This window comes from Kaistia sp. SLG-1, from assembly GCF_059699055.1.
Genome location: NZ_AP048544.1, coordinates 3,865,741 through 3,889,316 on the forward strand (window position 1 = coordinate 3,865,741; position 23,576 = coordinate 3,889,316).

At 64.8% G+C, this 23,576-nt stretch carries 22 protein-coding genes and 1 tRNA gene; 19 read left to right on the forward strand and 4 right to left on the reverse strand.

Going from position 1 to position 23,576, the window contains the following annotated elements; genetic code table 11:
- The first annotated feature begins 342 nt into the window (after positions 1-342).
- Entirely contained in the window at positions 343-1,254 is a 912-nt protein-coding gene (locus AC6HZP_RS17715; RefSeq protein ID WP_497523898.1) for a sugar phosphate isomerase/epimerase family protein, read from the forward strand.
- Here AC6HZP_RS17715 and AC6HZP_RS17720 read toward each other — a convergent pair.
- Positions 1,182-2,672, reverse strand: a complete 1,491-nt coding sequence (locus tag AC6HZP_RS17720; protein WP_497523899.1) for a glycosyltransferase family 4 protein — start codon at positions 2,670-2,672, stop codon at positions 1,182-1,184. The genes AC6HZP_RS17715 and AC6HZP_RS17720 overlap by 73 nt on opposite strands.
- A 187-nt stretch (positions 2,673-2,859) precedes the next feature.
- On the opposite strand from AC6HZP_RS17720, the gene AC6HZP_RS17725 reads away from it, so the two are divergent.
- The 8 genes from AC6HZP_RS17725 (at position 2,860) to AC6HZP_RS17760 (ending at position 11,508) form a co-directional block, all read left to right on the forward strand.
- On the forward strand, positions 2,860-3,642 hold the full coding sequence (locus AC6HZP_RS17725) for a DeoR/GlpR family DNA-binding transcription regulator (protein ID WP_497526819.1): 783 nt from the start codon (positions 2,860-2,862) through the stop codon (positions 3,640-3,642).
- 267 nt (positions 3,643-3,909) lie between these two features.
- Positions 3,910-5,424, forward strand: a complete 1,515-nt coding sequence (gene glpD / locus AC6HZP_RS17730; RefSeq protein WP_497526820.1) for a glycerol-3-phosphate dehydrogenase — start codon at positions 3,910-3,912, stop codon at positions 5,422-5,424.
- A gap of 27 nt (positions 5,425-5,451) precedes the next feature.
- Positions 5,452-6,537: an ABC transporter ATP-binding protein gene (locus AC6HZP_RS17735; protein WP_497523900.1), complete on the forward strand. Its 1,086-nt coding sequence runs from the start codon at positions 5,452-5,454 to the stop codon at positions 6,535-6,537.
- Between the two features lie 11 nt (positions 6,538-6,548).
- Positions 6,549-7,640 (forward strand): ABC transporter ATP-binding protein, encoded by a 1,092-nt coding sequence (locus AC6HZP_RS17740; protein WP_497523901.1) that lies wholly within the window; start codon positions 6,549-6,551, stop codon positions 7,638-7,640.
- Between the two features lie 2 nt (positions 7,641-7,642).
- On the forward strand, positions 7,643-8,512 hold the full coding sequence (locus AC6HZP_RS17745) for a carbohydrate ABC transporter permease (RefSeq protein ID WP_201400419.1): 870 nt from the start codon (positions 7,643-7,645) through the stop codon (positions 8,510-8,512).
- Between the two features lie 128 nt (positions 8,513-8,640).
- Positions 8,641-9,417: a carbohydrate ABC transporter permease gene (locus AC6HZP_RS17750; RefSeq protein WP_201404521.1), complete on the forward strand. Its 777-nt coding sequence runs from the start codon at positions 8,641-8,643 to the stop codon at positions 9,415-9,417.
- Complete coding sequence (locus AC6HZP_RS17755) at positions 9,417-9,698, forward strand: DUF2160 domain-containing protein (RefSeq protein WP_497523902.1); 282 nt, start codon at positions 9,417-9,419, stop codon at positions 9,696-9,698. Before AC6HZP_RS17750 ends, AC6HZP_RS17755 begins: the two co-directional genes overlap by 1 nt.
- A 73-nt stretch (positions 9,699-9,771) precedes the next feature.
- The gene (locus tag AC6HZP_RS17760) at positions 9,772-11,508 is read left to right on the forward strand and encodes an ABC transporter substrate-binding protein (RefSeq protein ID WP_497523903.1); all 1,737 of its coding nucleotides are present in this window, start codon (positions 9,772-9,774) and stop codon (positions 11,506-11,508) included.
- 236 nt (positions 11,509-11,744) lie between these two features.
- Here AC6HZP_RS17760 and AC6HZP_RS17765 read toward each other — a convergent pair whose 3' ends face one another.
- From AC6HZP_RS17765 to AC6HZP_RS17775, 3 genes are all read right to left on the reverse strand, one after another.
- Complete coding sequence (locus AC6HZP_RS17765; RefSeq protein WP_497523904.1) at positions 11,745-12,011, reverse strand: hypothetical protein; 267 nt, start codon at positions 12,009-12,011, stop codon at positions 11,745-11,747.
- Between the two features lie 152 nt (positions 12,012-12,163).
- The gene (locus AC6HZP_RS17770) at positions 12,164-12,637 is read right to left on the reverse strand and encodes a YciE/YciF ferroxidase family protein (protein WP_497523905.1); all 474 of its coding nucleotides are present in this window, start codon (positions 12,635-12,637) and stop codon (positions 12,164-12,166) included.
- 247 nt (positions 12,638-12,884) lie between these two features.
- On the reverse strand, positions 12,885-13,643 hold the full coding sequence (locus tag AC6HZP_RS17775) for an outer membrane protein (RefSeq protein WP_497523906.1): 759 nt from the start codon (positions 13,641-13,643) through the stop codon (positions 12,885-12,887).
- Positions 13,644-14,192: 549 nt separating this feature from the next.
- Here AC6HZP_RS17775 and AC6HZP_RS17780 point away from each other — a divergent pair.
- The 10 genes from AC6HZP_RS17780 to AC6HZP_RS17825 all read left to right on the forward strand — a co-directional run bounded on the left by AC6HZP_RS17780 (position 14,193) and on the right by AC6HZP_RS17825 (position 23,567).
- A tRNA-Ile gene (locus tag AC6HZP_RS17780) sits at positions 14,193-14,268 on the forward strand.
- A 173-nt stretch (positions 14,269-14,441) separates the two neighbouring features.
- Positions 14,442-15,650, forward strand: a complete 1,209-nt coding sequence (locus tag AC6HZP_RS17785) for a tyrosine-type recombinase/integrase (protein WP_497523907.1) — start codon at positions 14,442-14,444, stop codon at positions 15,648-15,650.
- A 66-nt stretch (positions 15,651-15,716) separates the two neighbouring features.
- The gene (locus AC6HZP_RS17790) at positions 15,717-15,902 is read left to right on the forward strand and encodes a helix-turn-helix transcriptional regulator (RefSeq protein WP_497523908.1); all 186 of its coding nucleotides are present in this window, start codon (positions 15,717-15,719) and stop codon (positions 15,900-15,902) included.
- Positions 15,892-16,590, forward strand: coding sequence for a DUF1441 family protein (locus AC6HZP_RS17795; RefSeq protein ID WP_497523909.1), 699 nt, complete (start codon positions 15,892-15,894; stop codon positions 16,588-16,590). The genes AC6HZP_RS17790 and AC6HZP_RS17795 overlap by 11 nt, the downstream gene beginning before the upstream one ends.
- A complete protein-coding gene (locus AC6HZP_RS17800; RefSeq protein WP_497523910.1) occupies positions 16,587-18,755 on the forward strand; it encodes a terminase gpA endonuclease subunit in 2,169 nt (722 codons plus the stop codon). The genes AC6HZP_RS17795 and AC6HZP_RS17800 overlap by 4 nt, the downstream gene beginning before the upstream one ends.
- An 89-nt stretch (positions 18,756-18,844) precedes the next feature.
- Positions 18,845-19,063 (forward strand): gpW family head-tail joining protein, encoded by a 219-nt coding sequence (gpW, locus tag AC6HZP_RS17805; protein WP_497523911.1) that lies wholly within the window; start codon positions 18,845-18,847, stop codon positions 19,061-19,063.
- Complete coding sequence (locus tag AC6HZP_RS17810; RefSeq protein WP_497523912.1) at positions 19,054-20,742, forward strand: phage portal protein; 1,689 nt, start codon at positions 19,054-19,056, stop codon at positions 20,740-20,742. The genes gpW and AC6HZP_RS17810 overlap by 10 nt, the downstream gene beginning before the upstream one ends.
- Positions 20,739-22,031, forward strand: a complete 1,293-nt coding sequence (locus AC6HZP_RS17815) for a S49 family peptidase (RefSeq protein WP_497523913.1) — start codon at positions 20,739-20,741, stop codon at positions 22,029-22,031. The genes AC6HZP_RS17810 and AC6HZP_RS17815 overlap by 4 nt, the downstream gene beginning before the upstream one ends.
- Positions 22,032-22,037: 6 nt before the next feature.
- Positions 22,038-22,448, forward strand: coding sequence for a head decoration protein (locus tag AC6HZP_RS17820; protein WP_497523914.1), 411 nt, complete (start codon positions 22,038-22,040; stop codon positions 22,446-22,448).
- An 18-nt stretch (positions 22,449-22,466) separates the two neighbouring features.
- Positions 22,467-23,567 (forward strand): major capsid protein, encoded by a 1,101-nt coding sequence (locus AC6HZP_RS17825; protein ID WP_497523915.1) that lies wholly within the window; start codon positions 22,467-22,469, stop codon positions 23,565-23,567.
- The last annotated feature ends 9 nt before the right edge of the window (positions 23,568-23,576 follow it).

The window sequence follows — 23,576 nt, forward strand, 5'->3', positions numbered from 1 at the left end:
GGCGGAATGGATCCCGGCTCGGGGGCCGGGATGACGGCGAGCTTGGGATGACGGCGAGTTGGGGTGACGGCGAGCGTGGCATGACAGCGAGCCTGGGATGACGGCCGGAACCCGGTCCGGTAGCAGCCGGCGACCATTCGAGAGACGCCGCCGTCACCCCACCCTCCGCCGTCATCCCTGCGAAAGCAGGGATCCATACAGCCGAAGCCTCGACGCCAAGACGCCTGCCGGATCCAAGACGCCTGCCCGGAGCGCTGTGACCACGCCCCTGTGAACCTCGTTCTCGACCGCGCTGGCGGCTGCCAGTAAAGACACTCCACACATTCCGAAGGATCCCAGCCCATGCAACGCCTGCTCGTGTTCGAATCGATGTGGGGCATGCAGCGCCTGAAGGGGCGTGCTTGCGACCTGCCGCTCGCCGACATGGTGGCGGAAGCCGCCGCCGCCGGCTTCGACGGCGTCACCCATCTGTTCTTCACGCCCGAACTGGCGGCGCCGCTCGCCGCGGCCGCCGGCGACAACGGACTGCTGATCGAGGGCCAGTGCTTCCCGGCGACGATCGAGGATCTGAAGCCGACGCTGGAACTCGCCAACCGCTACGGCATCCATCACCTGACCATCCAGCCGGACGTCCGCCCGCGCGCGCTTTCGGAAAGCCTGCGCATCCTCGAGGGCTGGAACCGCCTGGCCGAGGCGTCGGACGTGCCGGTCTATGTCGAGACGCATCGCGGCCGCATCACCAACGACCTCCTGGTGACGCTCGATATCCTCGACGCCATGCCGGAGCTGAAGCTGCTCGCGGACCTCTCGCATTTCATGGTCGGGCGCGAATTTCCCGAGCCGCCAGTGCCGCGGGAGATGGACGAACAGATCAAGCGCGTCCTCGACCACGCCTGGGCCGCGCATGGCCGCGTCGCCAGCCCCGAGCAGGTGCAGGTCGAGATCTCGTTCCCGCACAACAAGCCCTATCTCGACCAGTTCCTCGCCTGGTGGGGCTATCTGTTCGAGAGCTGGAGCCGGCGCGCCGGACCGGACGACACGCTCTCCTTCACCTGCGAGCTGGGGCCGAGCCCCTATGCGATCCGGGGGCCGGACGGCGTCGACCTCGTCGATCGCTGGCAGGAAGCGCTGATGCTGAAGGACCTCGCGCGCGACCTCTGGGCGAGCACGCCGCGCGGACGTCAGCCCGACGCGATGCGGCGCGTCCTGGAGCCTTCGGAGACGGCGACGGGCGACTGCCAGAGCGCCTCATAGGCGCGGGCCGTCTCGTTGCGGTCGTAGCGCGCCGCGACATGACGCGCCGCCGCGGCGCCGAGCCGCTCGCGCAGCGCGGGGTCGCCCGCCAGCGCCGCCAGCGCATTGACAAAACCCGCATAGTCGCCGGCCGGGACGACCAGGCCGGTGACGCCGTGCACGATCTGCTCCGGCAGGCCGCCGACGCCGAAGGCGACGACGGGCTTGCGCTCGATCCCTGCCTCCAGCGGCACGCGGCCGAACGGTTCGGGCCAGCGGGTCGGCAGGGCGGCGATCTGGCAGCTCTGGTAGAGCGCGCGGATGGCGTCGCGGCTGACATAGCCGTGGAACCGCAGCCGGCCGGCCTCGGCGCCCGCCGCCGCGATCATGCGGTCACGCGCGGCGTCGCCCCGGCCGGCGAAATGCAGTTGCACGTCCGGGATGCGCCGGATCAGCTCCGGCAGCCACGCCACCAGCGCCTCCTGGCCCTTGTTGTCGTGGATCTGGCCGACGATGAAGATGTTGGTACCGTCCCACTCGGGCACGGCCGGCGCATCCCGGCCCGAGGCGTCGCCGGCGGGATTGGCGATCCGCGTCAAAGGCGGCATCGCCCCCAGACTGCGAACCTGACGCTCCAGATAGCGGCTCGTCACCACGACCTCGTCGAGACCGCGCAGCGCCCGGCGCCGCATCCGGCCGATATGGCGGGCGATCCGCCGGAGCCGCCGGTCGGCGAAGCGCGTGCCGTCATGGCACTCGGCGTGACAGGTAACGCAGACCTTGCCGCCCATCCGCGTCTGCTGGTCGCGCCGCACGCAGAGGAAGCGGTTGTCGCGCACGACGCCGACGCGCCGCGCCGCCGCCCCGCCCGCCGCCTGCGTCAGCAGGATGCCGAGCAGATTGTCGCCATGCACGGTCGAGGCGCCGCTCGCCGCCAGGATCCGCCGGAGCGCCAGCGACCAGTAGCCGGTGTCCTCGGTGTCGAAGGGCGCGAAGGGCCCGTTGCGGCGGACGCGGAACGGCAGCGTCGCCAGCATCAGGAAGCGCGCGACGACCCGGTCGAGGCGGCCGGTGAACAGATAGGCGAGCGCGTGGAAGGCGAAGAGAAGCCAGCCGATCGGCTTCGGCAGTTCCGCCTGGATGCGCGCCCGCTCGGCCTCGGACAGACGGTGATAGGGCCATTTCGCCTGCGGCGGCAGCTCGATCACCGGAATGCCGTCGACCCGGTGCTGCGTGACATGCGGCGCCCGGCCGAGAATGTTGACGACCAGAATATCCGCCGCCACCCGGCTCGCCGACAGCGTCGAGGCAAGACTAAGTTCGGCGCCGCCGACCGAGTTCGGTGGATAGCATTCCGAAACGACAAGATAATCCCGCGCCGGCACGTCGCCGGGCGACGGCAAGTCCTGCCGCTTCATCCGTTGGAAGAGAGAAAACACCCAGCCGACCTAATAAGGAACCCTGACACACTCGTAGCCATATGGTCTGGCCTGTCTACGCTGCGGGGGTTGAGCTGGCTCAGGATTCAACCGGGCTGTGATATTCGCTTCGCGGGACAATCCACGCCGATGCGAATATGCTAGTTTCGCTTCGCGCACCGATCGAACCATTCGAAAGCCGAACGTGATGCCTCCCTCCCGCCAGACCGCCATCCTCGAAATCGCCAAGCAGCGCGGGCGCGTCATGGTCGACGAGCTGGCGATCCAGTTCGGCGTGACGCCGCAGACCATCCGCAAGGACCTGAACGACCTCTGCGACCGCAAGCTGATGGCCCGCACCCATGGCGGCGCCATCCTCGCCTCCGGCATCGAGAATGTCGGCTACGAGGCGCGCTCGCAGATCGCGGCGCGCGAGAAGGCGGCGATCGGCCAGGCGGTGGCGGCGATCATCCCGAACGAGGCGTCGCTCTTCATCAACATCGGCACCACGACCGAGGCGGTGGCGCAGGCGCTCTTGCAGCACCAGGGCCTGATGGTGATCACCAACAACATCAACGTCGCCCACATCATGCGGCCCTATCCGCAGATCGAGGTGGTGATCGTCGGCGGCGTCGTGCGCAGCTCCGACGGCGGCATCGTCGGCGAGGCGGCGATCGATTTCATCCGCCAGTTCAAGGTCGACTACGCCATCGTCGGCACCTCGGCGATCGACGAGGACGGCTCGCTGCTCGACTACGACTTTCGCGAGGTAAAGGTGGCGCAGGCGATCATCGCCAATGCCCGCCACGTCATTCTCGCCTCGGACCAGACCAAGTTCGCCCGCACCGCGCCGGTGCGCATCGGCAGCCTGAAGCAGATCCATACCTTCGTCACCGACCATTGCCCGAGCGACCGCATCCGCCAGATCTGCGCCGACAGCGACGTCGAGCTGATCGAGGCGCTGCCGGAAACGGCCGAACTCGACGCCTGACGCTGCGGCGCACGCGCCGCCCGCGCCGGCGATTCCGCGTTTCCGGCGCCAACCGAACCCACCGCCTCCCGACCGTCCCCTCGCCGCTCCCGCCGGAGCGAAGGCGAAATCGCACAGCCTTGCCAAGGCCTTGCCGCCCGCGGTCACGCGCCGCGCCGTTTCACGTTACTTTCACTTGACCCGCGTTAGCTTTCGCTTATCCTGCCAATCGAGTTTCGCTATGAAATAGTTATGCTGCGCCGCACAGGAGAGCGCTGCGTCGTGACCATGCTGGACATCTTCATCATCGGCGGTGGCGTCAACGGCGCCGGAATCGCCCGCGACGCGGTCGGCCGCGGCTACTCGGTCGGCCTCGCCGAGATGGACGACCTCGCGAGCGGCACCTCCTCGCGCTCGACCAAGCTGGTGCATGGCGGGCTGCGCTACCTCGAACACTACGAGTTCCGTCTGGTGCGCGAGGCGCTGATGGAGCGCGAAGTGCTCTGGTCGAACGCGCCGCACATCATCTGGCCGCTGCGCTTCGTGCTGCCGCACCACAAGGGCCTCCGCCCCGCCTGGCTGCTGCGCCTCGGCCTCTTCCTCTATGACCATATCGGCGGCCGCAAGCTGCTGCCGGCGGCCCAGGCGCTCGACCTGACGCGCGACGGCACCGGCGCGCCGCTGAAGGGCGACTTCCGCCGGGGCTTCGAATATTCCGACTGCTGGGTCGACGATGCGCGCCTCGTCGTGCTGAACGCCCGCGACGCCGCCGATCGCGGCGCCGAGATTTCGACCCGCACTCGCGTCTCCGCGGCCGAGCGGATCGGCGACCATTGGCAGGTCACGCTGACCGACGTCGTCACCGGCGAGACGCGGCAGGTGGAGACGCGGCTCCTGATCAACGCCGCCGGCCCCTGGGTCGACCGCGTGCTGCGCGGCATCGCCGGCGCCGACGCCGGCCATCACGTCCGCCTGGTCCAGGGCAGCCACATCGTCGTGCCGCGCATCTTCGACCATGACCGCTGCTACATCTTCCAGAACGCCGACGGCCGCATCATCTTCGCCATCCCCTACGAGGACGATTTCACCCTGATCGGCACCACCGACCGGGACTATCACGGCGAGCTGAAGGACGTCGCCATCTCCGCCGAGGAGACGGAATATCTCTGCGCGGCGGCGAGCGAATATTTCAAGAAACCGGTGCGTTCGAACCAGATCGTCTGGAGCTATTCCGGCGTGCGGCCGCTCTATGACGACGGCGCCACCAGCGCCCAGGAAGCCACCCGCGAATATGTGCTGAAGGTCGACGGCGCCGCCGACGCGCCGAAGATCATCCAGGTCTTCGGCGGCAAGATCACCACGTCGCGGCGGCTGGCCGAACATGTGCTCGAGCATGTCGAGACGGTGCTCGGCAAGCGCGGCGCGCCCTGGACGAAGAAGGCGGCGCTGCCCGGCGGCGACTTCCCCGTCGACGGCTTCGAGGCGCTGGTCGCAGGCCTGGTCGCGGATTATCCGCGCCTCGACGCGCCGCTTCTGCGGCGGCTCGCCCGCCATTACGGAACCCGGACCCGCCGGATCCTCGGATCGGCGAAGACGGCGGCCGATCTCGGCCGGGCTTTCGGCGCTGGACTCACCGCGGCGGAGGTCCACTATCTCATCGACCAGGAATGGGCCCGAGGCGCCGCCGACATCGTCTGGCGACGCAGCAAGCTCGGTCTTCGGATGACGGCGACGGAGATCGCCGCGCTCGACGACTACATGCGCAATGCCATGCAGGAGAGACTACCGACAGCGGCGCAATAGAGGGCCGCATCGGGCACGGGAGGAGCCATGCTCGAACTGAGGCAAGTGACCCGGAAGGTCGGGGCGGCAACGCATATCGAGGACGTTTCGCTCGTTCTCGAAAGCGGGTCGCTCAACGTCCTGCTGGGCCCGACCCTATCCGGCAAGACGACGTTGATGCGGCTGATGGCCGGCCTCGACGCGCCGACCAGCGGCGATGTGTATGTGAACGGCGTCCGGGTGACCGGCGTACCGGTCCAGAAGCGCAACATCGCCATGGTCTACCAGCAGTTCATCAACTATCCGACGCTGACGGTCTACGAGAACATCGCTTCGCCGCTGCGCGTCGCCGGCGTCGACCGCGCCACCATCGACCGGCGCGTCCGCGACGCGGCCGAACTGATGCGCCTGACGCCGATGCTCGACCGGACGCCGCTGGAGCTTTCCGGCGGCCAGCAACAGCGCACGGCGCTCGCCCGCGCCGTGGTCAAGAAGGCCGATCTCGTCCTGCTCGACGAGCCGCTCGCCAATCTCGACTACAAATTGCGCGAGGAACTCCGCGCCGAGCTGCCCCGCCTGTTCGCAGAAACCGGCGCGATCTTCGTCTACGCCACCACCGAGCCGACCGAGGCGCTGCTGCTCGGCGGCAATACGGCGACGCTTTCCATGGGCCGCATCACCCAGTTCGGGCCGACGACGGACGTCTATCGCCGCCCGGCCGACCTGATCACCGCGACCACCTTCTCCGACCCGCCGATGAACACGCTGCGCGCCACCAAGTCGGGCGGCGCCATCGCGCTTTCCGACGGCGCGACGCTGCCGGCGACGGGCCGGCTCGGCCGCCTCGCCGACGGCGCCTATCTATTCGGCTTCCGTCCGCACGATCTGCATCTCGAGCCGACCGAGGCCGCGACGATCGCCGTGCCGGCAACGGTCGCGATCACCGAGATCACCGGCTCGGAAAGCTTCGTCCATCTCGATTCACCGGACGGCCGCTGGGTCGGCCTGGTGCACGGCATCAAGCCGATCGAGATCGGCGCCCGCGTCGAGGTCCGGCTCGATCCGGAACGCTTCTTCGTGTTTTCCGCCGACAGCGGCCGCGCCGTGGCAACGCCGCCGGCGATGGCGGCCTGAAGGGATCAGAGATGGCCAGGATCGATCTTCGCAATCTCGCCCACGCCTACCGACCGAACCCGAAAGAGCCGCGCGACTATGCGCTGAAGCCGCTCAACCACACCTGGGAGGATGGCGGCGCCTATGCGCTGCTCGGGCCCTCCGGCTGCGGCAAGACCACGCTTTTGAACATCATCTCCGGGCTGATCACGCCGAGCCACGGCCAGGTGCTGTTCGACGGCGTCGACGTCACCGCCATGCCGACTGAAGCGCGCAACATCGCGCAGGTGTTCCAGTTCCCGGTCATCTACGACACCATGACCGTCTACGACAATCTCGCCTTCCCGCTCAGAAACCGCCGCGTTCCGGCGCCGGCCGTCGATGCGCGGGTACGCGAGATCGCCGCCATGCTGGAAATGACGGACGTGCTCAAGAAGCGCGCCCGGGGGCTCACCGCCGACGCCAAGCAGAAGATCTCGCTCGGCCGCGGCCTCGTCCGCGCCGACGTCGCCGCCATCCTGTTCGACGAGCCGCTGACCGTCATCGACCCCCTACTCAAATGGCAGCTGCGTTCGCAGTTGAAGCAGCTGCACAAGAAGTCCGGCTACACCATGGTCTATGTCACGCATGACCAGACCGAGGCGCTGACCTTCGCCGACAAGGTCGTCGTCATGTATGAGGGCGAGGTCGTGCAGATGGGGACGCCTGCCGAACTGTTCGAGCGGCCCGCCCATACCTTCGTCGGCTATTTCATTGGTTCGCCGGGCATGAATGTGCTCGCCGCCGAGATCGACGGCACGGTGGCGACCGTCGACGGCACCGCGATCCACCTGCCCCGCGCCTATGGCAAGTCGACGAGCGACCGCAAGGTCGAGCTCGGCATCCGGCCGGAATTCATCCGCGTCGCCCGTGGCGAGGGCCTGCCGGTGACGATCCGCAAGGTCGAGGATGTCGGCAGCTACAAGATCGCGCGGCTCGTCTTCGGGAAGCGCGAGATCGCGGCGATCGCGCCGGAAGGGACCGAGTTCCCCGCCGACGATGTCGGCGCCGTCTTCGATCCCGCCCATCTCAACGTCTATGTCGACGGCCACCTGGTCGACGGCACGCCGGCAAGGGGGGCTTGAGCATGGACAGACCGACCAACCAGAAGGCCTGGTTCCTCGTCCTGCCGGTGCTGCTGCTGGTTTCCTTCTCGGCGATCATCCCGCTGATGACGGTCGTCAACTATTCGGTCCAGGATACGTTCGGCAACAACGAGTTCTTCTGGGCCGGCACCGCCTGGTTCGAGGAAATGCTGCATTCCCCGCGCTTCCACCAGGCTTTGGCGCGCAACCTCGTCTTCTCCGCCATCATCCTCGCCATCCAGATCCCGCTCGGCATCGTCGTCGCGCTCTCCATGCCGCGCAAAGGCATCGGCGTCTCGATCTGCCTGGTGCTGATGGCGTTGCCGCTGCTCATTCCGTGGAACGTCGTCGGCACGATCTGGCAGGTGTTCGGCCGCGTCGACATCGGCCTGCTCGGCCATACGCTGGAAGCGATCGGCATCGACTACAACTATGTCCGCGATCCCCTCGACGCCTGGTTCACCATCATCCTGATGGATGTCTGGCACTGGACCAGCCTGGTCGCGCTGCTCTGCTATGCCGGCCTGGTCTCGATCCCCGAGGCCTATTACCAGGCGGCCCGCATCGACGGCGCCTCGCGCTGGGCCGTCTTTCGCTACATCCAGCTGCCGAAGATGAACCGCGTGCTGCTGATCGCCGTGCTGCTGCGCTTCATGGATAGTTTCATGATCTACACCGAGCCCTTCGTCGTCACCGGCGGCGGCCCCGGCAACTCGACGACTTTCCTATCCATCGACCTGGTCAAGATGGCGGTCGGCCAGTTCGACCTCGGCCCGGCGGCGGCGATGTCGATCATCTACTTCCTGATCGTGCTGCTGCTTTCCTGGATCTTCTACACGGTCATGACGAACTACGAGCGGGGCGGACAGTGAGCACCGGCGTCAGCAAGAGCATCGATCTGGACAGCAAGGCCGGCACGCGCGCCGCCAACGCCGCCAAGGCCCACGGCTTCGTCGCGCCGCCCAAGGTGCGCAAGCCGCTGCATCTCGGCTGGCTGGTGATGACGCTCTACCTCACCTTCCTGCTGCTGCCGATCTACTGGCTCGTCAACATGAGCTTCAAGACCAATGTCGAGATCACCAACACGTTCTCGCTCTGGCCGAACGATCCGACCTTGCGCAACTACATGGTGATCTTCACCGATCCGTCCTGGTACAATGGCTACATCAATTCGATCACCTATGTGGTGATGAACACGGTGATCTCGATCGCCGTGGCGCTGCCGGCGGCCTATGCCTTCTCGCGCTACCGCTTCCTCGGCGACAAGCACCTGTTCTTCTGGCTCTTGACCAACCGCATGGCGCCGCCGGCGGTGTTCGCCCTGCCCTTCTTCCAGCTCTATTCCGCCTTCGGCCTGATCGACACCCACATCGCCGTGGCGCTGGCGCACTGCCTGTTCAACGTGCCGCTGGCGGTCTGGATTCTGGAAGGCTTCATGTCCGGCGTGCCGCGCGAGATCGACGAGACCGCCTATATCGACGGCTACTCCTTCCCGCGCTTCTTCGTGAAGATCTTCATGCCGCTGATCGCGTCAGGAATCGGCGTCGCGGCCTTCTTCTGCTTCATGTTCTCCTGGGTCGAGCTCTTGCTCGCCCGCACGCTGACGACGACGGCGGCGAAGCCGATCGCCGCGATCATGACACGCACCGTCTCCGCCTCCGGCCTCGACTGGGGCGTGCTGGCGGCGGCCGGCGTGCTCACCATCATCCCCGGCGCGCTCGTGATCTGGTTTGTCCGAAACTACATCGCCAAGGGCTTCGCCCTGGGGAGGGTCTGATGAACTTCGCCTGGATGGCCTGGACGCCGCCGACCGCGATCTTCTTCGCGACGATCTTCCTGATCCTCTGCGGCATGGGGGTCTGGGAATATGTCAGCCCCGGCGGCGCGCCCCGCGTCGGCATCCTGCGCTTCGAGACGACGCGCGGCGACCGGCTCTTCGTTTCGCTGCTCGGCAGCGCCTTCATCTGCCTCGCCTGGCTCGGCCTGGTCGGCCCGAACCTCTGGTGGGCGCTCGGTCTCTCTCTCGTCTATGCGGTGCTGGTGTTCCGCTGGGTGTGAGAAGGAAGGATGGCGCGGCCATTTCGTAGATGGCCGCGCCAAGTCGCTAGAAAAACCCTTGGGAGGATTCCACATGCGACGCAGTCTCTTAGCATCCACGGCGACGCTGGTCGTCATGATATGTGGCTCGCCTGCCTTCGCGGACATGGACGCCGCGAAGAAATTCCTCGACGCCGAGATCGGCGACCTGTCGACGCTGTCGCGCGCCGAGCAGGAAGCCGAGATGCAGTGGTTCATCGACGCCGCCAAGCCGTTCGCCGGCATGGACATCAAGGTCGTCTCGGAGACGCTCACTACGCATGAATATGAATCGAAGACGCTCGCCAAGGCGTTCTCCGACATCACCGGCATCAAGATCACGCACGACCTGATCGGCGAAGGCGACGTCATCGAGAAGCTGCAGACGCAGATGCAGTCGGGCGAGAACATCTACGACGCCTATGTCAACGACAGCGATCTGATCGGCACGCACTGGCGCTATCAGCAGGCGCGCAGCCTAACCGACTGGATGGCGAATGAGGGCAAGGACGTCACCAACCCGAACCTCGACATCGCCGACTTCATCGGCACGTCGTTCACCACCGCGCCGGACGGCAAGCTCTACCAGCTGCCCGACCAGCAGTTCGCCAACCTCTACTGGTTCCGGTACGACTGGTTCAACGATCCGAAGAACAAGGAGGACTTCAAGGCCAAGTACGGCTACGAGCTCGGCGTTCCCGTCAACTGGTCGGCCTATGAGGACATCGCCGAATTCTTCACCGGCCGCGAGATCGACGGGAAGAAAGTCTATGGCCACATGGACTACGGCAAGAAGGACCCGTCGCTCGGCTGGCGCTTCACCGATGCCTGGCTCTCCATGGCCGGCAATGGCGACAAGGGCATCCCGAACGGCCTGCCGGTCGACGAATGGGGCATCAAGGTCGACGAGAAGTCGCGCCCGGTCGGCTCCTGCGTCGCCCGCGGCGGCGACACCAACGGCCCGGCTGCGGTCTATTCGATCGAGAAATACCTGCAGTGGCTGAAGGCTTACGCGCCGGCCGCCGCGCAGGGCATGACCTTCTCCGAATCCGGTCCGGTACCTTCGCAGGGCGAGGTCGCCCAGCAGATCTTCACCTATACGGCCTTTACCGCCGACTTCGTGAAGCCGGGCCTGCCGGTCGTGAACGAGGACGGCACGCCGAAATGGCGCTTCGCGCCCTCGCCCCATGGTGTCTACTGGAAGGACGGCATGAAGCTCGGCTACCAGGACGTGGGTTCCTGGACGATCCTGAAGTCGACGCCGGAAGATCGCGCCAAGGCGGCTTGGCTCTATGCCCAGTTCGTCACCTCCAAGACGGTCGACGTCAAGAAGAGCCATGTCGGCCTGACGCTGATCCGCGAAAGCACGATCCGCCATCCGAGCTTCACCGAACGCGCGCCGAAGCTCGGCGGGCTCATCGAGTTCTACCGTTCGCCGGCCCGCGTGCAGTGGTCGCCGACCGGCACCAACATCCCGGACTATCCGAAGCTGGCGCAGCTCTGGTGGCAGGCGGTCGGTGACGCCTCGGCTGGCGCCAAGACGCCGCAGGAAGCGATGGATTCGCTCTGCGCCGAACAGGAGAAGGTGCTGCAGCGCCTTGAGCGGGCCGGCATCCAGGGCGATATCGGGCCGAAGCTCGCCGAAGAGCACGACCTCGCCTACTGGAACGCCGACGCGGTCAAGAAGGGCAATCTCGCGCCGCAGCTGAAGATCGAGAACGAAAAAGAGAAGCCGATCACCGTCAACTATGACGAGCTGGTGAAGAGCTGGGCCGACACGAAGGCGAACTAGCCCTCGCCGGATCTCGACCGACGACCAGGAGCCGGACCGCGACAGCGGCCCGGCTTCTCATGCCGGCAAAAGCTCCAAGGCCCCGGCATTCGCGAATGGACGGTTGTCGCGGAGCGGCCGCTTCCAAGCCGATAACTCACCCCGCGACGCGCGCATCCGCACGCCGTCCAGCGGCGCTATCCTCTCCTGGCCGGAAATCCGAACCCGTCTCTCGCCGCAGCTGCGAAAAGCCTTCCTCAGCGTGTGTCGGCGTTCTGCAAGGCGGCGTCGATCATGGCGGTGAAGACGCGACCGGATTTCTTCCCGTCCCACGGCTGGTCCTTGACGAGGCCGCCGCGAAAAATCATTTCCTCGCTCGGCAGGCGCATCGCGGCGATGGCGGCGATGGCGTGCGGCTCGAAGGCCTTCCAGCCGAGAACATAGTCAGGCTTCGGGCGCGTAGGGTCGCCAGATTCGGCGTCGTAGATCGCCATTGCGACGCGCTTGACCATTTCGTTGCTCATGACGCTCTCCTCTCTCCTATTGCTAGAGATGGCGCCTCGGGACGGGGAAGACAATTGGCGGCATCGCGCGGCGCGCTCCGGCAATTCCCCACAAGAACGACCCGGTCCCGCCGGAGAGGGGACCGGGCCGGGCAGACCAACCCGCCATCGGATCAGACGTGGTTGATCTCCAGCACCGCCAGATTGGTGAGCTTGCTGTTCGTCGCCTTTTCCTGATCCAGGATCTCGCCGAGCCACTTGTGCACCTCGTCGTGGCCGAGCGTCTTCGCCCATTCCCGCAGCGAGCCGTAGCGGGCGATCTCGTAATGCTCGACGGCCTGGCAGGCGGCCAGCAGCCCGGCGTCGCGCGCCGTGCCCTCGGTCTCCGAGATCAGCCCGTCCGTCTCCTTGAGCAAGCCCTCGATCGCGTCGCATTTCTCGCCCGAGGGCTTCACGCCGATCTCCGCGAAGACCTTCTTCAGCGTCTCGATCTGGCCCTTGGTCTCGACGAGGTGATCTTCCGCCGCCTTCTTCAGCTTGCTGTCGCCCGCCGCCTTCGCGACCTTGGGCAGCGCCTTCACGATGGCGTTCTCGGCGTAATAGACGTCCTTGAGCGTATGCTCGAAAATCTCGGCCAGAGTCTTCATCTTTTGCTCCTCCATGGGCATGCGGAGAAGCAACGGACCGGACGGGGAAATCGTTCCGGGCCGTCCCGGAGGCAGCCTTTCGGCTTCGCAGCGGGCATGGTCGGCAGCGAGGCAATCAAGTAGGCAACAAAGCGAGGCTTGAGCCCGCACCTGCCCGCTCGAAGGCGTTGCGACGATCCCGTTGAAATCGGCACAAAAAGAAAGGGCGGCCCGAGGGCCGCCCTGACAGGTTCCGTATGAGACGGGTTTAGAACTTGTAGTTCAGACCAGCCTTGAGGGTGTGGAAAGCGGTGTCCACCTGACCACCCAGATCGAGGCCCTGAGCAACGTTCGTGCGCTCCAGGGCGTCGAACGTGCCGAGATCGACATAGAGATACTCGGTCTTCAGCGTGATGTTCTTGGTGATGGCGTATTCGACACCAGCGCCAGCCGTCCAGCCCCACTGCCAGTCGGAGTGCGAATAGTCAAATCCGGGACCACCGCCGCCAAGCGATGCGTTCAAGGACGTTTCGACCTCGCCATAGGCAGCACCGGCGGTGCCGTAGATCAGCAGGTTGTCCCAGGCGTAGCCGACACGGCCGCGCAGCGTGCCGAACCAGTCGATGCTGGTCTTCAGCTCGCCGCCGGCGCCGCCGAACGCCGGAAGCCCGACATCCAGCTTGCTCTCGATGCCGGAGGCAGCGATGTCGGCCTCGACGCCGAGAACCCAGTTCGGGTTGAACTGCCAGTTGTAGCCGACCTGCGCGCCGCCGAAGCCGCCGGAGCCGTTCTCGCCGAGCGTCAGGATGTCCTGCGAGCCCGGGCCATTCGGATTATACGCGGTCAGCGTGGAATCGAAGCTGCCGGTGCCGACGCCGCCATGAACGCCGACATAGAAGCCGGTCCAGTTGAAGGCTGCGGGCGCCGCGACGACCGGCGCCTCGTAGGTGAGATCGGCCGCCTGGGCGCCGACGACGCCGAGAGCGAAAACCGACGCCAAGCATGCACTGCGGATTGCGAACTTCATTCTAAGCCCCTTGCCTGCATTTATACCAACCGAAGGATCACCGACGGCCTGCCCTGATGACCGCGACGTTACTTCAAGGAATGCGAACAAAATGTTGCGCGCCCGCAACAGAGCACCTCGACTGACGCAGCGTTGGTTTTGCCCATCGCGAATATAAGCATGGCAGCCTTATCAATTTTTAGATAAGTATTTAAAGAATAGAAATATTCTAACAATCAACAATTAGTGACGACATCCGAAATAATCCGTGGCACGAATGCCACAGGACGGCCAATTAGCTAGGCGGCTCGAAAAAGACCTGTCGACGGATCTCGGCAGCAAGATTTGCTGAGTCGTTTCTATGGCTTCCCATGTTCCGTGCTCGACCCTGCCGCCTCCCCGCCCGGCAGGAAACGTCCCGTCCGGCAAGGGTGTCGGAACCGGCGCGGCGCGCCCTGGCAACCGGTGGTGGCACACTCCCCACCAATTCCGGGCCGATCCGGCCAAGCCCCTTGCCCACGCGCTCCGAATGCCTATAGGAAGGGACGCGGAGGCGGCGCATGCCGTCGGGGGCCTATAGCTCAATGGTTAGAGCCGACCGCTCATAACGGTCTGGTTCCAGGTTCGAGTCCTGGTGGGCCCACCAACTACCCCAGTCCATAGGTCTCCATGCGTCTCCATAGGTCTCCAGAACCGAGAGAAACCTAAGCTTTCTCTGCATTCTGGGTCTCTATGCGTCTCCATGCGTCTCCATGAAGCTCGTCTTTCGTTGTGGTACGATCCGTGGTACCGGGCTTTTGATACCACACGGAGGGCACCATGGCGCTGAACGATCTGGCTTGTCGAAACGCGAAGCCGCGGGACAAAGAATACAAGCTGGGTGACTCCGGAAGGCTGTATCTCCTAGTGCGCCCGAACGGCTCAAAGCTCTGGCGACTGAACTACGCGTTCGCAGGCAAGCAGAAGACTCGCGCCCTCGGCGCCTATCCGGCGATCGGCTTGGCCGAGGCTCGGCGGCTCCGGGACGAGGCGAAGGATCTGCTGGCAAACGGGGTCGATCCGAGCGCCGCCCAGGAAGTCGCCGAGGAGCGGACATTCAAGGGCGTGACCAAGGAATGGTTCGATGCGCGGAAGGCCGGCTGGGTTCCAAGCTACTCCGATCGCGTCTGGTCCCGCTTGTCGGACGACGTGTTGCCGGAACTCGGCGACAAGGATGTCGCCAAGATCTCGCCTGCCGAGGTGTTGACGGTTCTGCGGAAGGTCGAGGACCGCGGAGCGCTCGAGATGGCGAAACGGCTGCGTCAGCACGTTTCGGCGATCTTCCAGTATGCGGTGGCCTCCTCGCTTGCGACGAGTGACCCGGCGTCCCCCCTGAAGAAGGCAATGAAGACCGGGCGCCGGACGAAACATCGCAACGCTCTCAAGGAAGGCGATCTTCCAGGCTTCTTTGTCAATCTCCGCAACTATGACGGAGAGGAGGTCACCGCCCTAGGCCTCGAGCTGGTGGCACATATCTTTGTGAGGACGCAGGAGATCCGCTTCGCGAAGTGGGATGAGTTCGGCGGCGATACTTGGCGCATTCCCGAAGAACGCATGAAGATGAAGAAGGAGCACTTGGTCCCTCTTTCCCCCTACGTCCGAGGCCTGCTCGATCGACTGAAAGATGCCGGCGGCGGGAGCGAGTGGGTGTTGCCGGGCGACGTTCCCGGTCAACCGGTCTCGGAAAACACCCTCCTCTTTGCTCTCTACCGGATGGGCTACCATAAGCGAGCGACAGTCCATGGATTCCGGACCGTTGCGAGCACAGCTCTCAACGAGTCGCAACTATGGCGCTGGGATGCGATCGAGCGCCAGCTTGCGCACGTTCCGGAGGATGAAGTTCGAGACGCCTACAATGCTGCGCTATACCTCGACGAGCGCACACGGATGATGGACTGGTACAGCAACTTCCTCTTGGCAAAAGCCGGGCAAATCGCGCCCGCCAAGCCGAGACGGCCGGAATTGGATCTGTCGAACCTGCTGGATTGACACATCGTAATTGCTTGATTGTCACATTAAAAGTGATTATGTTGATCTCCGGAATAGGAGATCAACATGCAAACCGAACGCCTCCTGCGGTTGCCGCAGGTCTGCGAGATAACCTCGCTCTCAAAGCCCGAGATCTATCGGCGGGTGAGCAAGGGCACCTTCCCCAAGCAGATCCGGATCTCCCACAAGGTAGCCGCCTGGCGGGCCGGCGAAATCGAGCAGTGGGTACAGCAGGTGGCGAATGCCGCCTGATCTGGCCGACCTGCTGGCGCCTGAACCAATCGAACCGCCGCGCCCGAAACGTGGCCGGCCGACGAAAGAGGAAGCCGCAGCGAAGCTCGAAGCTGCGATGGCCCAGAAGCTGCCGCACTACACGGAGTTTCGTCGCCCGGTTGGCGTGACCTTCTTCTCGAATATCCTGGGCGTTCAGCCGAAGCAGATTCAGAAGCGGCTCGAGAAGTGCCCTGTCGACTCGTGGATCACGCACGGCGGCAAGCAGCAGCCGCTCTACGACTTCCTGACCGGGATGGCATATCTGATCCCGCCGCAGGGCAACATCGAAGACTGGCTGGCACAGCAGAACCAGGCGTCCCTGCCGCCGATCGTCTCCAAAGCCTACTGGGAGATGACAAACGCCCGCATCCGCGCGCTGACGGCCGCCGGCCAGCTCTGGCATGACGCCGATGTGCTGATGACTCTCGCGCGCGTCTCGCTGCTGATCCGCAACGAGAGCAAGATGTGGATCGAGGATATGCCCGGTCGCCACATGCTCACCGATCAGCAGTACAATTTCCTCGTCGATCGCGTGAACGACATGAACGCGCAGATCCGTGAGAAGCTCGAAGAGTTTCCGCGCGAGCACCAGACCAACGCCCATTCGCGCGAGATCGCAAACGAACTGATCGGCACCGACCTCCGCCCGACCGGGGGAGAGGAATGACCGCGCGCATGCGGCCGCCATCGGTCGATGAGCTGATTGGCCAGGCGCCGTTCCAGTCGGTCGAAGAGATCGTCGCGAAAGCCTTCGAGAGCCTTCAGACGCAGGAACGCATGAGCGTGTCCGAGGCGTCGGAAAAATTCATGCGGATCGGCACCGGCGGGGGCCACAGCACGCAATGGTCCCCGAAGAAAACCCCATACCTCGTCGAGCCGATGAACGAGCTGACGAGCCTCGACTATCAGGGGCTCGTCTTCATTGGGCCGGCGAGGACCGGCAAGACGATGATGAGTCTCGGTTGGCTCACGCACACGGTGATGACCGATCCGGCCGACATGCTCTTCGTGCACATGGACCGGGAAAACGCTCGCAAGTGGTCGAAGGGCGATCTCGAGCGCTACTTGCAGGCGTCGACCGAAGTCCGCAAGCACCAGCTCACCAACCGCAAGGACGACAACACCTTCGACAAAGAGTTCGACTCGGGGATGCGCTTCCTGCTCACCTATCCGACGTCGAGCAATCTCTCCGGCATCACGGTCCCGCGCACTTGGCTGATCGACTACGAGCGCATGCCCGACAATGTCGACGGCGAAGGCAATCCCTTCGACTTGGCGCAGATGCGCACCACCACCTTCAAGCGCTTCGGCATGACGGTAGCCGAAGCCTCACCGAATCCGGCCAAAGAAATCCAGGATCCCAAGTGGTCGCCCAAAACGCCACATGAGGCGCCACCGATCCGCGGTATCTTCGAACTCTACAATCGCGGTGATCGGCGACGCCTGTATTGGCGCTGTCTGTTCTGCAAGGAGAGCTTCGAGCCTGATTTCAAGCTTCTGCGCTACGCCGATTCAGCGGACATCATGGAGTCCCGCGAAACGACCTATATGGCCTGCCCCCTTTGCGGCGGTGCCCTAGAGCCGAGCGAAAAGGAAGAGTTGAACTCCGTTGGACGCTGGGTGAAGGACGGCATGATCTGGCTGCCCAACAACCGCATCGTAGAGCGAAACGGCATGCGGGCCGCACGCTCAACGATCGCCTCCTTCTGGATGAAGGGGCCGGCGGCTGCCTACCAGGACTGGGGCCAGCTGGTCGAGAAATACCTGCGGGCGATGAAGGCTCTCGAGGAGACGGGCGACGATGCCCCGCTTCGGAAGACGGTCACGACCGACCAGGGCAGCTACTACATTCCTCAGTCCCGCCTGTCTGAGCGCGTGCCTGAGGATCTCAAGAATGCGGCCGAGGACTGGGGCTCCACCGAAGAGACGCCCAGCGTGCCCCACGGCGTGCGCTTCCTGATCGCCACTGCCGACGTCCAAAAGCGGGCATTCGTTGTGCAGGTCCACGGCTTCACCGCGGGCGGCGACATGATCGTGATCGACGGCTTCAAGCTCCGGCTCTCCCTGCGCCTCAATGCGGCCGGCGAGCGGCTCCCCCTCGACCCCGCTGCTTTCGGTGAGGATTGGGATGTTCTGCGCGACGAGGTGATGGTTCGCACCTATCCCCTCGCCGACGGCTCCGGTCGCGAGATGGGCATCCGCGCCACGGGCTGCGACTCGGGCGGCGCCGAGGGCGTCACCGGGCACGCCTACAACTTCTGGCGCCGCCTCCGGAAGGCCGGCGACGGCTTGCACCGCCGCTTCTGTGTCCTGAAGGGAGAGGCCTCCAAGACCGCTCCGCATGCCTATACGAGTTGGCCGGACTCCAAGCAGAAAGGGAAACTCGCCGTTGCCAAGGGCGACGTCCCCGTCATCCTGTTCAACTCGAACCTCATGAAGGATCGGGTGTCCGTCATGATGGCACGGCGCGTCGAGGACGAAGGAGAAGACTCAAAGGTCGGCGGCATGTTGCGCTATCCCGACTGGATGCCGCCCTGGTTCTACAATCAGATGACGACCGAGATCCGCACCGAGAAGGGATGGTTCAACCCGCGCAAGCGCCGGAATGAGTCGTTCGACCTTGCCTACTATGCGCTCGGCATGGCCATCCGGCCGTATGAGCAGACTGTGCCATACGTGACCTTCAACCTCGACAGCCTCGATTTTGGGGATCCGCCGATTTGGGCGGCCGAGTGGGACGAGAATGAATTCGTTTCGGGAGACGAGATCGCCGTCACCCCCAAGAACAGTTCGACAAATGACTTCGCGGCACTGGGCAAAAGCTTGGCTTAATATTCACTATTTATGTGAATTACACTTTTAACTTGAAAAAATAGCGAAATCCTCATATCGATCAACCTCAGGCTTTTGCAGGAAGATCGATGGCGACGACTGCTGAACTTTTGGAGGAGGCGCGTGCAGCGCATCACCAGCTGGTGATCGGCGGCCTGCCCGTGGAAGTGCGCGACTCCAACGGTGAGAGCGTGCGGTACACCGCCGCGAATGCGTCGCGCCTGCTGGCCTACATCAAGACGCTCGAGGCACAGATCGCCGGGACTTCGGCAGCATCTCGCCAGCCGCTGAGGCCGGTATGGGGCTGAACCCTTACGATCTGACAGATCTGCTTGCACCCGACGCCGGTGTCTCCCCGGCGGTGCTTGCAGGGCAGCCGCCCGCTGTCCCGGCGGTGGCAGCGGGCGGCGTTGCCTACGACGGCTCGCAACGCTCCGACCGCTTGGCGCGCTGGAACCCTCCCCTGCGTTCGGCTGACGCCGACCTTCTGCCCGAGAAAGACCGTCTCGACGCTCGCGTCGGCGACACGGTCCGAAACGATGCCTTCGTGGCCGGCGGCATCCGAACCAAGAAGGACTCCATCGTCGGGGCCCGGTTTCAGCTGAACGCCAAACCGGAGACGAAGATCCTCTTCGGCAAGGAAGATGAGACCTGGGAGGAGGAATTCCAGGAGGAGGTCGAGACCAAGTTCACGCTCTGGGCCGAGAGCCCGCTGAACTGGGTTGACGCTGCGCGCCGGAACAATCTCACCTCGATGGTGCGTCTCGCCGTTGGCATCCATGCCGCCGGCGGAGAGGTGCTGGGCTCCGCTGAATGGATGCCTGACGACGGGCGCCCCTACCGGGTCGCGCTTCAGATGATCGACGCCGCACGCCTGTCGACGCCGCCCGACCTCGCCATGCTGCCGGCGACGCGGATCCGCAATGGCGTCGAGCGCGATCGCTATGGAGCGCCGACGGCCTATCACATTCGCAATTCGCATCCGAGCGAAGGCCCGTTCTTCGACTACAGCGACCTGAAGGCACAGCAGTGGCGCCGCGTCCCCGCTCGCAAGCCGTGGGGACGGCCCATGATCCTGCACCTGTTTGAGCAGCATCGGGCCGACCAGTCGCGCGGCGTGGCCGACATGGTCACGGCACTCAGCGAAATGCGGATGACCAAGCACTTCCGCAAAACCGAGCTGGAGCGCGCGGTCGTCGCGGCGACCTACGCTGCTTCGATCGAGTCGGAAATCCCCGAAGACGTGGCCACGGCGCTCGGCGCTGCCGGCTCGGACGGAAATCCGACAACGAAGTGGATGGCAGAGTACCTGGCGGCCATCGGCGCATATGCCAGCGGTGCCAACAATCTGCATATGGACGGCGCGAAGATCCCGATCTTTGCACCCGGCACCCACCTCAAGATCCAGAATCCCGGTGCCAATGGCCCGGTCGGCGACAAATTCGAGCAGAGCCTCCTCCGCTACATCGCGGCGGCCCTGGGCATCTCCTATGAGCAGTTCGCTCGCGACTTCACCCAGACGAACTACTCGTCGGCTCGCGCCTCGATGGGTGAAACGTGGAAGACGATGCAGGCGGAGAAGAAGGCTGTCGCCGACGCCACCGCCACCTTCCTGTATCGGCTCTGGCTCGAGGAAGCCGTCAACTACAACCAACTCGAATGCCTGAAGCGGCGCCGCGTCCCGGCCTTCTATGACGGTCTCAACGCCGAAGCCTACAGCGCCTGCGAGTGGGTTGGCGCAGCGATCGGCCAGATCGATCCGCTGAAGGAGACGCAGGCAGCGCTCCTTCGCATCAAGGGCGGGCTCTCGACCAAGGAATACGAGATCGCCCGGATGACCGGCGGCGACTACCGCAAGGTGGCCCGGCAGATCAACCGCGAGCGGCGCCTCGACAGCTACTACGGCAACCCCTCGATCTACGACCAGGACTCCAAGGACATGGAAAACTCGCTGACGGCGTCGCCGCGCGAGGGAGGTGACGCATGAATCCCCTTCTCGCGCGCATCCAGGATCAGCCGGTCCTGATCGATGAGAGCTACGGCGGTTGGCTTCAGGGCTGCCTTGCAGCTGTTGCCGATCGCATCGAAGCCGTCGAGAAGGAAGCGGCGGCTAGCGGCGACTTCTGGTTCGACGAGGACCATTGGATGTCGGCCTATCGGCCGTATGTCGTCAAGAACGGCGTGCTGCAGATCCCCGTGAAGGGCGTTCTGCTGAACGACTTCCCCTATGCGATCGGCGGCTGGGCAACTGGCTACGAATACATCTGGCAGGCGGTCAAGCGCGGCGTCGATGACTCCGCGGTCAAAGGCATCGCATTCATCATCAATTCCGGCGGCGGCCTGGTCTCCGGCAACTTCGATCTGGTCGATCGCATTTTCGCGGTCCGCTCGAAGAAGCCGATGCGAGCGTTCGCTGCGGAGCACGCCTACTCGGCGGCCTACAATATCGCCGCTGCGCCCGGCCATCTCACCGTCGCGCGCACCGGCGGCGTCGGCTCGATCGGCGTGGTCATCACGCACTTCGAAGTCTCCCGCTCCCTCGATGCCGATGGCGTCACGGTCAACCTCATCCGCTCGAAGCGCGACAAGATGGAGATGAACTCCCTCGAGCCGCTCTCGGAAGGCGCCCGCGCCCGCGCTCAGGCGCGCGTCGATGAGTTCCACACCCAGTTCGTCGCCATGGTGGCGCGAAACCGCGGCATGAGCCCCGAGGCGGTCGATGCGACCGACGCTCACACGTTCATGGCGCAAGAAGCGCTCGACAACGGGCTCGCCGACGCGATCGGCGCTCTGGACGACGCGATCACGGCCTTTGAGGCCAGTTTCCACGAAGGAGATCCACAGATGGCCGATTTCACTCAGGCCCAATACGACGAAGGCGTGGCCGCGGCAACCGCTGCCGGCAAGGCCGAAGGCAGGACCGAAGGACTGACCGAAGGCGCCACGAACGCCATCGGCCGCATCAATGCGATCATCGGCTCCGACGTCGGCAAGGAGCGCCCGAAGGCGGCGCTGAACGCCGCCCTGAAGACCTCGATGTCGGCGGACGAAGCCAACGCCTTCCTCGCCACGCTCGACAAGGAAGCGCCGGCCACGGCCGCTGCCCCGAATGGCGCCGGCGCGCCCGCCGGCATGCTCGGCGCCGCGATGGACAACACGCAGAATCCGAACATCACCGCCGGCGAGGAGACCGATCCCGAGGTCAGCGCCGCCGATCAGGACCGCGCTCTGATCCAGGCGTACGGCCTCTCCGGCTTCAAGGGCAGCAAGGAGTAACCGATCATGACGAACATCACGCCTCCGTATGCCGATCCCGGCCGCGCCGCCTTCCAGGAACTGGATACCTACCTCCAGAACTACCTGCTGGCCGGCTCTCATCCCGAGCTGGCGCCGGCCTATTCGTTCCCGATTCCGTTCGGTGCGAACTACAAGCAGTTCACCGTCCTCGGCCTGAGCGCCGCCGGCGAGCTGGTCCCCGCCGACGGCGACATCAAGGCAATCGGTGTGCTTGCCCACGCGGTCTCGCGCGGTGCCAGCCCGGCAGCCGCTGTCAACGGGCCGGTCTGGTACACGGGCTGCTTCAACCAGGACGCCCTGGTTTGGGACGCCTCGTTCGACACGGACGCCAAGAAGCAGGCCGCGTTCCGCGGCTCGCCGACCCCCACCAACATCATCGTCGCCAAGCGCGCCTAACGGAAAGGATCAACGGCGATGCCCGCTGCCTCTCAGAATCTCGAACTGTGGGATACGAACCGCTTCCTGGGCGTGTTCCGCGATATCAAGCCCGACCCGCTCTATTGGGAGCAGTGGTTCCCCTATGAGATGCGCTCCGAGGACGAGTACATCGACTTCGAGAAGATGCCGATCCAGGGTCGCAAGCTCGCCCCCTTCGTCATGCCGCTCGCTCGCGGCGAGTCGGTCTACGAAGACACCGGCACGGCTTTCCGCTTCAAGCCGGCCTACATCAAGCTCGAGGATCAGATCGATCCGCTGATGCCGCTTCGCCGCCGCGTCGGTATCGACAGCAACATGAGCCAGATGCCGGTTCAGCTGTCGCCGGCGCAGCGCCTGACGCTGATCCGGGCTGCGATGACCGAGAGCCACGTCCGCGCCATTCACCGGCGTTGGAACTGGATGGCTGCCACGGCTCTTCGCGACGGCAAGATCACGCTCACGGGCGAGAAGTACCCGACGACCCTGGTCGATTTCCGCCGGGCCCCCGGCCATACGATCAGCCTGACCTCCGGCAACTACTTCGGCGCCTCCGGCGTGTCGATCGTCGACTTCTTCCAGCGCGTCATCGACACCATGTCGACTGCCGAGTTCGGCGGCGTGCCGGTGCGTGCAACCATGGGCGGCGGCGTCTGGGCCGTGATCCGGAAGGATCCCGAGTTCAAGCAGCATCTCGACCTCAACATCAAGGGCGGCAACATCACCTTCGAGCGCGGCCTGGTGACGGGTGATCCGGTGTTCAAGGTTGGCGAAATGCAGGTCGGCGGCGGCTCGGGCCAGTCGATCGAGTTGTGGGTCGACAACTCGACCTTCGTCGATCCGAAGAGCGGGGTGGCGACGCGCTACATCGCCAACCACCAGATTCTCTTCAAGTCGACCGCGGAAGCCGTCGGCGGCACCCGCGCCTACGGCCGCATCATCGACCGGGCCGCCAACTGGGAAGCTCTTCCGATCTTCCCGAAGAACTGGGTCACGACCGGTGATGTCGAGGTCGAATACATCACCCACAAGTCGGCGCCGCTCTATGTCCCGGTGAATCCGAACGCGACGCTGCTCGCGAACGTGGTCGCGCCCAACTGATCCTGAGGG